The 12858-nt window shown below is 73.7% G+C and carries 4 protein-coding genes; all 4 read right to left on the bottom strand.

The window, feature by feature from the left end:
• A partial coding sequence (locus Dsi01nite_RS55340; protein ID WP_203854588.1) for a non-ribosomal peptide synthetase occupies nucleotides 1-10805 on the bottom strand: 10805 nt, incomplete at its 3' end.
• A gap of 1 nt (nucleotide 10806) precedes the next feature.
• Nucleotides 10807-11130 carry a hypothetical protein gene (locus Dsi01nite_RS55345; protein WP_203854589.1) on the bottom strand — a complete coding sequence of 108 codons (324 nt, stop codon included), beginning with the start codon at nucleotides 11128-11130 and terminating at the stop codon, nucleotides 10807-10809.
• Nucleotides 11131-11175: 45 nt separating this feature from the next.
• Nucleotides 11176-12006, bottom strand: a complete 831-nt coding sequence (locus Dsi01nite_RS55350; protein ID WP_203854590.1) for a sulfotransferase domain-containing protein — start codon at nucleotides 12004-12006, stop codon at nucleotides 11176-11178.
• A 44-nt stretch (nucleotides 12007-12050) separates the two neighbouring features.
• Complete coding sequence (locus Dsi01nite_RS55355; protein WP_203854591.1) at nucleotides 12051-12839, bottom strand: sulfotransferase domain-containing protein; 789 nt, start codon at nucleotides 12837-12839, stop codon at nucleotides 12051-12053.
• Between the last annotated feature and the right edge of the window lie 19 nt (nucleotides 12840-12858).

Below are 12858 nucleotides of genomic sequence, written 5' to 3' on the forward strand. Positions count from 1 at the left end.
GCCGGCGGAATGTCGACAGCCGTGTCGTTCCAGCCGACGAGCTCGACCGCCTCCGCCGCCGTCAGCACGCCCAGGTCCGACAGGCGACGGCCCGCGTCCCCGGCCACGCCGGACAGCAACTCCATGAAGTGGCCGACCAGGCGCTGGATCGTCGCGTGGTCGAACAGCGCCGTCGCGTATTCGAAGCCGCCGGCCACGCGGCCGTCGGCGTGCTCGATCAGGGTGAGGGCGAGGTCGAAGCGCACGACGCCGCCGGGGAGCTCGACCAGATCGCCGCTGTCCGCGCCCCAGCCCTCGCCCTCGTCGCGTGGGTCGCGGGCGATGTAGTTGAACAGGACCTGGAACAGCGGGGTGCGGAACCGGTCGCGGGGTATCCCCAGTTCGTCGACGAGCCGCTCGAACGGCAGGTCCTGGTGCCCGTAGGCGTCCAGGGCCGTGCGCCGGACCCGGCCGAGCAGCTCGCCGAAGGTCGGGTCACCGGACAGGTCGGTGCGCAGGACGAGGGTGTTGACGAAGAACCCGACCAGGTCCTCGGTCTCGGCGCGGTTGCGGTTCGCGATCGGGGTGCCGACGACGACGTCGTCCTGTCCGGCGTAGCGGCCCAGCAGGACGCAGAACGCGGCGTACAGCTTCATGAACATCGACGCGCCCTGGCGGGCGGCGACGACCTCGAGCGCGGCGACCAGGGGCCGGGGGATCTCGAACTCGACGTTGGCGCCGTCCGAGGAGCGCTGCGCGGTGCGTGGCCGGTCGGTCGGGAAGTCGAGGGTCGGCGCCGCGGCGAGCTGCCGCTGCCAGTGGTCCAGCTGCACGGCCAGCACGTCGCCGGTGAGCCAGTGGCGCTGCCAGACGGCGAAGTCGGCGTACTGCACGCGCAACGGCGACAGCGGCGCCGCCTCGCCGCGCCGGAAGGCCTCGTAGCAGGCGCCCAGCTCGCGCCGGAGGATGCCGGTCGACCATTCGTCGGCGACGACGTGGTGGACGACGATGCTGAGCACGTGGCTGTCGGGTGCGGTGCGCAGCAGGCGGGCCCGCAGCAGGGGACCGGCGGCGAGGTCGAACGGCACTGTCGCGTCGGCCATGACGGCCGCGCGCAGCGCCGCCTCCGGGTCGGGTTCGCCGGACAGGTCGACCACGGGCAGGTCGCAGCCGCGGGCCGGGTCGATGATCTGATACGCCACCCCGTCCACCGCCACCAGGCGGGTCCGCAGCACCTCGTGCCGCTCGAGAACGGCGTCGAGGGCGGCCCGGAGCGCGGCCACGTCGAGCTCGCCGCGCAGGCGGATCGGCAGCGGGATGGCGTATTCCGGCGAGCCGGGCTCCAACTGGTCGAGGAACCACAGCCGCTGCTGGGCGAACGACAGCGGCATCCTCGCCTCGCGCGCCACCGGCTCGATCGCCGGCACCGGCGCGCCGGGCGCCGTCCCGTCCACCATGGCCGCCAGCCCGCGGATGGTCGGTTGGGCGAACAGCGCGGCGACGGGCAGCTCGACCGCGAACGCCTGCCGGATCCGGGAGATCACCTGGGTGGCGAGCAGCGAGTGCCCGCCGAGTTGGAAGAAGTCGTCGGTCGCGCCGACCCGCTCGACCCCGAGCAGCCCGGCCCACACCGCGGCCAGCTGGACCTCGACCGGCCCGTGCGGCGCCTCGAACCCCGAGGCGAGGTCGGGTCGCGCCGCGTCGGGCTCGGGCAACGCCGCCCGGTCGACCTTCCCGTTGGGGCTCAGCGGGATCGCGTCCAGCGCCACGAACGTCGACGGGATCATGTAGTCGGACAGGGTGGCGCGCAGGAACGTGCGCAACGCGCCCTGGTCCGGCAGCGCCGAGCTGCCCGCGATGTAGGCCACCAGCCGCCGGTCGCTGCCCTCGCCCTTGGCCACGACGACCGCGCCGGTGATCTCCGGATGCGTCAGCAGCACGGCCTCGATCTCGCCCGGCTCGATCCGCACACCGCGGACCTTCACCTGCAGGTCGACGCGGCCCTGGTACTCGATCTGCCCGTCCGTCCGCCATCGCGCCCGGTCCCCGGTCCGATACGCCCGCGCCCCGCCCGGCCCGTACAGGTCCGCGACGAACCGCTCCGCGGTCAGCTCCGGCCGGCCGACATACCCCCGCCCGACACCGACCCCACCGACGTAGACCTCGCCGAACACTCCGACCGGCACCGGCCGCAACCCACGATCGAGGATCAGCAGCCGGACATTGCCGATCGGCCGCCCGATCGGCGGCGGCCCCACCAGCGTTGCGCCGCGCTCGATCTCCGTCGACGAGGACTCGATCGACGCCTCCGTCGGCCCGTACAGGTTCCCGATCGTCGTCGTGTCGTTGCGCGCGTAGAACCGGGCCACGTCCTCGGCCGCCAGGGCCTCACCACTGCAGAACAGCAGCCGCAGGTCGGGCAGGGCCGGCAGCAACGGATTCGCGACCAGGAGCCGGAACAGCGACGGCACGAACTGCACCACACTGATCCGCTCGCTGACCAGCAGGCCCAGCAACCGATCCAGATCACGGTGGCTCCCCGGCTCGGCCACGACCAGCTCCGCACCCGCCGCCAACGGCCAGAACAACTCCCACACCGAGGCGTCGAACGTCAGCGGCGCCTTGTGCATGACCCGATCCGACCCGGTGAGCCGATACTTCTCCTGCATCCGCACCAGCCGGTTGACCACGCCCCGGTGCCCGACCAGCACGCCCTTCGGTCGGCCTGTCGACCCTGACGTGTAGATGACGTAGGCCAACTGATCGGGGTGGGTCACCCCGCCGACGGGCGCCGCGTCGACGTCCTCATCGACATCGACATCGACGATGGTGGCCACGACGTCGGTGAACGGCGCCGCCGTCGCCTGCGTGCCGATCACCACCGACGCGCCGCTGTCCGTCGCCATGTACCGCAGCCGGTCCACGGGATAGTCGGGGTCCAGCGGTAGGTAGGCCCCGCCGGCCTTCCAGATGCCCAGCAGGGCCGCGACCATCGTGATGCTGCGCTCAAGGGCGATGCCGACGACGACGTCGGGACCGACGCCGGCCCGGCGGAGGCGGGCGGCCAGCCGTTCGGCCGCCGCGTCCAGCTCGGCATACGTCAACGCCACCGGGCCGCAGCGCACCGCGACCGCATCCGGGGTCCGGGCGGCCTGCGCCTCGAACAGCTCGTGCACGCCGTGCTGCTCGGCGATCGGCGCGTCGGTGGCGTTCCATTCCTGCACGACCAGGCGACGCTCGGCCTCGTCGAACACGGGACAGTCCGACACCCGCGCCTGCGGATCCGCGCCGAGCGCGTCGAGCACGACGAGCAGGTGCCGGACCATCCGCCGGACCGTGTCGTCGTCGAACAGCGCGGTGCTGTACTCGAACAGCCCGACCAGGCCGCCGCCGGCGGTCTCACCCAGGGCCAGGGACAGGTCGAACTTGTTCACCGCCGGCACCGGCCCCGCGTCGACGTCCTGGACGTCCTCGCCGTCGGTGAAGTAGTGGAACAGCACCTGGAACAACGGCGTGCGGGACAGGTCCCGGTCCGTGCCCAGCTCGTCGACGAGCTGCTCGAACGGCACATCCTGATGCGAGTACGCCGCCAACGCGTTCGCCCTGACCCGCTCCAGCACCTCCTCGAACGTCGGATCCCCGGACAGGTCCGTGCGCAGCACCAGCATGTTGACGAAGAACCCGACCAGATCCTCGGTCTCCACCCGGTTGCGACCCGCGATCGGCGAACCGACCACGACGTCGTCCTGACCGCTGTACCGGCCGAGCAGGACCGTGAACGCACCGAACAGGGTCATGAACATGGTCGTGCCGCAACGCCGCGACAGCTCCCGCAGCCGGTCGGCCGTCGCGCCCGGCACGGCGAAGCGCAGCAGCGCCCCGTCCGTGGACCGCACGGCCGGCCGCGGCCGATCCGTCGGCAGCTCCAGCAACGGCGCCCCGGCCAGCTCGCCCCGCCAGAACGCCAACTGCCGCTCCAGCACGTCCCCGGTCAGCCACTGCCGGTGCCAGGCGGCGTAGTCCGCGTACTGCACCGCCAACGGTGGCAGCACCTCGCCCGCATACAGCGCCAGCAGCTCGCGGCGCAGGATGGTCGCCGACCCCTCGTCACACACCACGTGATGTACGCACAGCCACAACAGCTGCTCGCCCGGCCCGAGCCGGTACACCCGGGCGCGCAGCAGCGGGCCGTTCGCCAGGTCGAACGGCGCCATACGCTCCTCGAGCAGGCTCCGTTCCAGCGCTGCACCGCGCACGTCGACGACCGGCAGGTCGACCTCGGTCGGTGGGTCGATGACCTGATACGGCACCCCGTCGGCATCCGCGACCAGCCGGGTGCGCAGCACCTCGTGCCGCGCCACCAACGCGGTCAACGCCACCCGCAACCGCGCCGGGTCAAGGTCGCCGGGCAGCGGGATCGGCAACGGCACGTTGTATTCGGCCGAGCCGGGCTGCAACTGGTCGAGGAACCACAGCCGCTGCTGACCGGACGACAGCGGCAACCGCCGATCCCGGCCGACCGGCACGATCGACCCGGTCAACGCGCCGGCGCCGGCGTCCGCATCCGTGACCGCGGCCGCCAGCCCCGCCACCGTCGGCCGGTCGAACAACGCCGCCAACGGCAGGTCGACACCCAACGCCGTCCGGACCCGCGACACCACCTGCGTCGCCAGCAGGGAATGCCCACCCAGCGCGAAGAAGTCGTCGTGCGCGCCGACCCGGGCCGCGCCGAGCACGTGCGCCCAGATCCCGGCCAGGATCTCCTCCACCGGGGTGGCCGGGGCGACGTACGCCTCGCCGAGCCGGATCCGCTGACCGTCCGGGTCGGGCAACGCCGCCAGGTCGACCTTGCCGTTGGGCGTCAACGGCAGCCGCGGCAGCGACACGAAGACCGCCGGCACGAGGAACGCCGGCAGCCGCTGAGCCAGGAACTGCCGCAGCACGGTGACCGGCGGGGCCCCGGCCTCGACGTCAGCGGGCACGACATAGGCCACGAGCCGCTGCTGCGCACCGTCGGCGGCCACGACGGCGGCCGCCACCCCCTCGTGCGCCGTCAGCGCGGCCTCGACCTCGCCGGGCTCGATGCGGAAGCCGCGGACCTTCACCTGCCGGTCAAGGCGGCCCAGGAACTCCAGCTGGCCGTGCGCGCCCCAGCGGACGCGGTCGCCGGTGCGGTACAACCGCGATCCGTCGCTCGTGAACGGGTCCGCGACGAAACGCTGCGCCGTCAGCTCGGGCCGACGCACATAGCCGCGGGCCACCGCGGCGCCGCCGATGTACAGCTCGCCGGCCACCCCGACCGGGACCGGGCGCAGCCACCGGTCGAGGACGGTCACCCGGGCCCCGGGCAGCGGCCGGCCGATGGGCACGGGGCCGGTGCCGGACACGTCCGCAGGGTCGCCGGACGTGGAGTCGATGGTGGCCTCGCTGACGCCATAGCCGGTCAGCACCCGCACGTCGGGCCCGAGGACCTGTCGCGCCCGGGCCGCGGCCGGCAGCCGCCACACGTCGGTGGTGACGATCAGCAGCCGCAGCCCCGGCAGGGCCTGCCCGGTGCGGCGGACGTGCTCGACGAGCTCGTCGGCGTAGCGCGGCGCGCACTCCAGGGCGCCGATGTGCTCGTCGCGCAGGACCGCCGCCCAGCGTTCGGTGCTGACCTGCAGACCCACGTCGCCGAGCACCAGCGTCCCGCCGGAGCACAGCGCGCGGACGAGGTCGCCGATGAACACGTCGAAGCTGGCGCTGGCGACGGACAGCCAGCGGTGCCGGTCGTCGGGCCCGAAGTGGACGGCCCGCCATCCGGCGAGGACGCCGCCCAGGCTGGCGTGCGTGACGGCGACGCCCTTGGGCCGGCCGGTCGAGCCGGACGTGTAGATCACGCACGCGAGCGAGCCGGCGGCGACCCGGGCCGCCACGGGTTGCCCGTCCGTCGCCGGGTGCGGCTCGTCGACGCGCAGCACCGGGACGGCCCAGTCGGCGACGGCGGCCGTGTGCTCGTCGGCGAGGACCAGCACGGCGCCGCTGTCGTCGGCCATGAAGTCGAGCCGCTCGACCGGGTACTCCGGGTCGAGCGGCAGGAAGGCGCCGCCGGCCCGCCAGGCGGCCAGGACGGCGACCACCAGGTCCACCCCCCGGCCGAGGCACACGCCGACCACCGACTCGGCGGTGACGCCGGCCGCCCGCAGCCGGCCCGCCAGCCGGCCGGCCCGCGCATCCAGTTCGCCGTAGGTGAGCTCGGCGCCGCCGGCGCGCACCGCAACGGCGTCCGGGGTCGTGGCGGCCCGCTCGGCGATCAGCTCGTGCATCGTGGTTTCCGCGGGAACGACCGGCCGGCCGGTCCCCCAGTCGCGCACGAGGCGGTCCTGTTCGTCCGGGGACGCGACGGGCAGTTCGGAGAGGCGCCGGTCCGCCCCGACGGCCATCGCCTCCAGGAGGTTCACGAGGTGGGCGGCGAGCCGTTCGACGCCGGCGGCTTCGAAGATGTCGGTGCTGAACTCGAGCCGGCCGGCGAGGCCGCCGTCGGCGAGCTCGACGAGACTCAGGGTGAGGTCGAACAGGGCGGTGCCGCGCGCGACGCGTTCCGGCGTGGCCCGCAGGTCGCCCAGCGCCGGGGCGGTGTCGAGCCGGCCGTAGTCGAACATGGCCTGGAACAGCGGGGACCGGGACCGGTCGCGCTCGCCGACGAGCGCGTCCACGAGCCGTTCGAAGGGCACGTCCTGGTGGGAGTGGGCGGCGAGCGTGTCGGCACGGACCCGGCCGAGCAGCTCGGCCACGGTCGGGTCGCCCGACAGATCGGTGCGCAGCACCAGGGTGTTGACGAAGAACCCGATGAGTCCCTCGGTCTCGAGCCGGTTTCGGTTGGCGACCGGGGTACCGATGAGGACGTCGTCCTGGTCGGCGTGCCGGCCGAGGACGGCGGCGAACGCGCCCAGCAGGGTCATGAACATGGTGGCGCCCTGCGCGCGGGCCAGGGCGCGCAGCCGCTGCGCGAGGTCCGGCGGAACGGTGACGTCCACCGATGCGCCGCGGCCGGACCGCACGGGCGGGCGGGGGCGGTCCTCGGGGAGCTCGAGGGCGGGCGGGGCGGCCAGCCGCTGCCGCCAGTAGGCGAGCTGAGCGTCGAGCACCCCGGTGGCGGCCCACTCACGTTGCCAGATCGCGAAGTCGGCGTACTGGACGGGCAGCGGCGCGAGCCGGGCCCGGTCGCCGGTGCGGGCGGCCTCGTACAGCTCGGAGGCCTCCCGCAGCAGGATGCCGGCCGACCACTGGTCCGCGACGGCGTGGTGGAGGATCAGGCTGAGGATGTGGTCGTCGGCCGCGACCTGGTAGAGCCGGAACCGGTACAGCGGGCCGGCCGCCAGGTCGAACGGGGTGGCCGCGTCGGCGGCGACGAGCTCCCGGGCCGCCGGCAGCGGTTCGTCGCGGTCGGTCACGTCGACGTGCCGCAGGGCCCCGCCGGGCGCCGGGTCGACCGCCTGGTAAGCGCTGCCGGCCCCGTCGGAGACGAGGCGGGTGCGCAGTGCCTCGTGCCGCGCCACGACCGCGTCGAGGGCCGCGGCCAGCGCGGCGGGGTCGAGCGTCCCGGCGAGGCGCCACACGACGGTGACGTTGTATTCGGCCGAGCCCGGCTCGAGCTGGTCGAGGAACCACAGCCGCTGCTGGCCGAAGGAGAGCGGTGGGCGAGGGCCGCGCTCGGCGCCGACGACCGGGGCCGCGGCGGTGCCGGGCAGGGCCGCGTCGACGACGCCGGCGAGGGCCCGGACGGTGGGCTGGGCGAACAGCGCGGCGAAGGGCAGCTCGGTGCCGAACGTCGCCCGGATCCGCGAGGCGACCTGGGTGACCAGCAGCGAGTGGCCGCCGAGCTCGAAGAAGTCGTCGTCGGCGCCGACCCGCTCCTGGCCGAGCACTTCGGCGAAGATGCCGGCGAGCAGCTCCTGCGTGACGCCGGAGAGGCCGGCGACCGGCCGATCGGGTGCGGCATCGGGGTCGGGAAGGGCACCCCGGTCGATCTTGCCGTTGGTGTTCAGGGGCAGGGCGGCGAGTTCGACGTACACCGCCGGCACCAGATGCTCAGGGAGCCGTTCCCGCAGCCGTTCCCGCAGCTGCCCGGCCGCCGGGATGCCCGCCGCCGCGTCGGCCGGGACCAGGTAGGCCACCAGCCGCTCCTGGCGGGCGGCCACGACCGCCGCGGCGATCTCGGGCAGCTCGGTCAGCGCGGCCTCGACCTCGCCGGGCTCGACCCGGAAGCCGCGGACCTTCACCTGGTGGTCGATGCGGCCGAGGAACTCCAGCTGGCCGTCGGGCCGCCACCGCGCCCGGTCGCCCGTGGCGTACCACCGGGACCCGTCGCCCGCCACCGCGTCGGCGACGAAGCGCTGCGCCGTCAGGTCTGGCCGGCCGCCGTACCCCCGCGCGAGACCGACCCCGGCGAGCCACAGCTCGCCAACCACGCCCACCGGCACGGGCCGCAGCGAGCCGTCCAGCACGTGGACGCGCGTGTTCGAGATCGGCGCCCCGATCGGGATCGCGGTTGCGTCGCCGGGCCGCGGGCACGTCCAGGCGGTCACGTCGATCGACGCCTCGGTCGGCCCGTACAGGTTCTCCACGACCGCCGTCGGGTGCCGGGCGTAGAACCGGGCGACATCGGCGCCGGCCAACGCCTCACCGCTGCACACCACCAGCCGCAGGTCGGCCATCGGGGCCGCCCACTCGGGCCCGACGAACCGGGCGAACAGCGACGGGACGAAGTGCACGACGCCGACGCGTTCCCGATCGATCAGGTCGACGAGGTACTCGACGTCCCCGTGCCGGCCCGGCTCGGCCATCACCACCGTCGCGCCGACCGTCAGCGCCCACACCAGCTCCCACACCGACACGTCGAACGTGATCGGCGTCTTGTGCAGCACCCGCTCGCCCGGCCGCAGCCCGTACGCGCGCTGCATCCACCAGATCCGGTTCTGCAGCCCCGCGTGCCCGACCTGCACGCCCTTCGGCCGGCCCGTCGAACCCGACGTGTAGATCACGTACGCCAGCCCGTCGGCCGGGACCGGCACCTCGGGTGGCCGCACGTCACACCCCGCCAGCCCGGCGGCCGTGGCCGGGTCGTCCACGCCGACCCACGCCCCCGGCTGCCAGCCGCCGGGGCCCGTGCCGACGACCGCGGCCGCGCCCGCGTCGCTCGCCATCAGACCCAGACGCTCCGGCGGGTATCCCGGATCCAGCGGCAGATAGGCGCCGCCCGCCCGCCACACGCCGAGCACCACCGGCAGCAGGTCCAGCCCGCGTTCGAGGCACACCCCGACCACCGACTCGACGCCGACGCCCAGCCCGCGCAGGTGCCACGCCCACCGGTTCGCCCGCTCGTCCAGCTCCCGGTACGTCAGGCTCGCCGTCCCCGACATCACCGCCACCGCGTCCGGGTGCCGCTGCGCCACCGCCCCCATCTGGTCCACGACCCGGCCGATCGCGGGGACCGCCGCAGCCGTGTCGTTCCAGCTGGCGATGAGCTCCAGTTCGGCGGCGGGGAAGAGCTCGGCGACCGGCCGGTCCGGCCCGGCCAGGAACGCCTCGAGGACGGCGACCAGGTGGCCGGCCAGCCGCCGGAGGGCGGGGCCGGGGTAGACGGCGCGGTCGTAGGCGATGCGCACCCCGAGCTGCGGGCCGGGCGACACCATGACCGTCAGCGGGTGGTTGTCCCGCTCGCTGACCGGGCCCTGGGTCATCCGCAGCGCCGGCTCGCCGTCGGGCTCGCCGGCCGGGAAGTTCTCGAAGACGAACAGGGTCGTGAACATCGGCTGCCCGGCCGGGATCTCGCCGCACGCCTGGATCCGCACCAGCGAGGTGTGCTCGAAGGCCCGGGCGGCCGCCTGCTCGGCCTGCACCCGGCGCAGCCAGGAACCGGCCGGCTCGGCGCCGTCGACCCGCACGCGGGCGGGCGTGGTGTTGATCAGCATGCCGACCATGGACTCGATGCCCTCGAGCTGGTCGCCGCGGCCGGAGGTCGTCACGCCGAAGAGCACGTCGTCGACGCCGGCGTAGGCGGACATCAGCGCGGCCCAGGCACCGAGCACGACGGTGTTGATGGTGAGGCGCTCGGCGCGGGCGAGGCGGGCAAGGCCGGCGGTCGCCCCGGCGGACAGCCGGACCCGGTGCTCGCCGGTGCCCTCCTCGCCGGTGTCGCCCTCGATCTGCAGCGAGGTGGCCGACGTGAAGCCACGCAGCCGCCCGGCCCAGTAGGCCTCGGCCCGGGCCGGGTCCTGCGCGGCGAGCCAGGAGACATGGTCGCGGAACGGGCGGCGCGGGGCGAGGGCAGGTTCGCGGCCGGCGACCAGCGACTCGTAGGCGGCGCCGACATCGGCCAGGACGATGGGCACGCTCCACCCGTCGAGGAGCAGGTGGTGGTAGCTCCACAGCAGGCGGTGCCGCCGCTGCCCGAGCCGGATCAGGGTGAGCCGCACAAGGGCGGAGCCGTCGAAGTCGGGGCCGCGGCGGCGATCCTGCTCCACCAGTCCGGCGAAGGCGTCGTCCTGCTCGGCCTGGGTCCTCGCGGTCCAGTCGAGCACCTCGATCGGCACGGGGACCGACCGGAAGACGACGCTCAGCGGCGCCGGGACGCCCTCCCAGATGACGCCGCTGCGCAGCACCGCGTGCCGCTCGAACACCAGCTCCCAGGCCCGCGTGAACGCCGCCAGGTCGAGGTCGCCGTCCAGCTCCTGGCAGTTCTGGATCCAGTACACACCGGAGCCGGGCGCCATGCGGGTGTGCACCAGCATGCCTTGCTGCAGCGGCGTCAGCGGGTAGATGTCCTCGATGGCACGGGCGTTCACGTCATCCTCCGAAGCGCGCATCGAGGCGCTGCCGGGCCGGGCCGATGGCGGCCCGATCCAGCCCGGTCAGCGGGGAGTCGGCGGGGGTGGGAGTGCTGCCGGCGGTGGGCGTGCAGCGTTGGTCGATCAGTTCGAATCTCCCGGTGTCATGTGTTTCATCGCGGGCCCGGCAGCCGTGCGGATGATCGCCACAATATTCAGCCCGGGCCGCAGTTTGTAAGTGCACGTTGGCGGCACTCTCGGGCGACCCCATGAGCACTCCACCCTGGCTCCAGCCGGACTCGAAATGCATCCGGAGCAGCCCGAAGAATGCGTTGAACAGCAATTCAAGAATCGGCGGGACGGCAATTCAAGATATGGCCGGCCCGGTCTATCCGGCTTCGTAACCGAATTGCCGTACGAGCGCGGCGAGTTCGCGTTCCTCGGCCAGCCGCTTGCGGTAGGCGGCCTCGACGTCCTCGCCGATGTCCATGAGGGACAGCTCGGCGTCGTCGACCTCAACGACGGGCGGCGGGTTGTCCTGGAACGCCGCCAGGCCCCGGGCCGGCGCCCTGCGGGCCGCCGCGAGGATGTCCCGCAACGCGGATCGCTCGACGGTCCGGCGCACCCGGTCGGCGTCCACCCCACCGGCGACGTCGAGGAACTCCAGGACCACGCGCAGCGCCGCGGCCGGGTCCCGCCGCAGGTCCTCGAACCGCACGACGCACACGTCCTCGACGTGCGGAAAGTGGCGCCGGACCCGCTCCGCCGACGTCCAGTCGCGCACGTGCTGCAACCACGTGCCCGACGCGCCCGAGATGCCGGCGTCCTGCGATGGCCGGCCGACCGGTGCGAGCTGCTCCACCATCCACAGGGCGAGCCAGCGCCGCTCCTCCCCCGCCAGCCGCTGGGCGCGGACGTGGCTCGAGATCACGCCGCGGGGGTCGCGCACCAGGCAGACCACCTTGCCGGTCGCCTCCCGGTACGGGCGCAGGGCCTCCACGCCCGGGTGGAACTGCGTCTTCACCAGGTACGGCCGATCGTCGCCGCGCGGCACCATACGGCCGTGGTTGAACAGGTCCATCAGGTCCGGGGCCACCCGGTCCGCCTCATCGGTGTCGAGGTCGGGCGCGGGAACGTCCAGCAGATAGCTCGCCACCAGGACCCGGGTCCAGTCGCAGCCGGACCGCGGGTATGAGCTGACCCAGGTAAGTGCGCGCATCAATCCCTCGCTCTCGTGGTGGCGAACGGTGCGGCCGCGCCGGATCAGCCGCCGTAGCCGAACCGCTCGACACAACCGGCGAACTGCGGGTCGTCGCGCAGCAGCGCCTGGTAGGCGTCCTCGATGCCGGGGCCGTAGGACGTCAGCGACTGGCCGCTCAGCCCGGTGCCGAAGAAGGCAGGCTTGTCGGGGTCGGGCCGTTCCGCCGCGCGCAGCTTGTCCAGCGCCGAGTGCCCGACCGCGCGGCGGATGCGGCCGAGGTCGGGCATGCGGTCGAGGCCGAGGAACTCGATCGCTGTGTGCAGTGAGGTCACCGGGTCGCGTTTGATGTCCTCGTACCGCAGGACGCAGAGCTCCGCGCGCGGGAAGTGCCGTCGCAGCACGTCCGGGGTGGTCCATTCCCGCACGTGCTGCGGCCACGTCCCGTAGCCGTAGCGCTGCCAGCCCTCCATGCCGCGGTGCGCGATGAAGTGCCGGGCGAAGGCCTCCCGGTGCCGGGCGCTGACCGTGAGGAAGCGCTCGGCGCTCGGCATGATGTCGCGCGGGTTGCGCACGACGTGGAGCACCTTGGTGGTGGCGTCGCGGTACGGCTCGAACACTTCGGCGCTCGGCAGCAGGTGCGTCTTCACCGTCAGCAGCCGCGGGTCGTCGAGCGGCAGCATCCGGCCCTCGGCGAACAGGTCATACAGGTCGGGATCCGTCGCATCGAGGTTCTTGAACCCGTCGCCGGCCCAGCGTAGCCGCACCCCCCGGTCCTGCCGGTAGCTGGCCAGCAGGATGCGGACCCAGGTGTTGCCGGACTTGGGATAGGAACTGATCCAGGCCAGCGGCATCGGCCCTCATCTCCTTCGT

The organism is Dactylosporangium siamense (genome assembly GCF_016862795.1).
GTDB classification, from domain to species: domain Bacteria; phylum Actinomycetota; class Actinomycetes; order Mycobacteriales; family Micromonosporaceae; genus Dactylosporangium; species Dactylosporangium siamense.

What these genes read in the sequence shown, in the direction of transcription:
- Dsi01nite_RS55350 (WP_203854590.1), bottom strand. Translation starts at nt 12,006, where the DNA reads ATGCGCGCACTTACCTGGGTCAGCTCATACCCGCGGTCCGGCTGCGAC.
- Dsi01nite_RS55355 (WP_203854591.1), bottom strand. Translation starts at nt 12,839, where the DNA reads ATGCCGCTGGCCTGGATCAGTTCCTATCCCAAGTCCGGCAACACCTGG.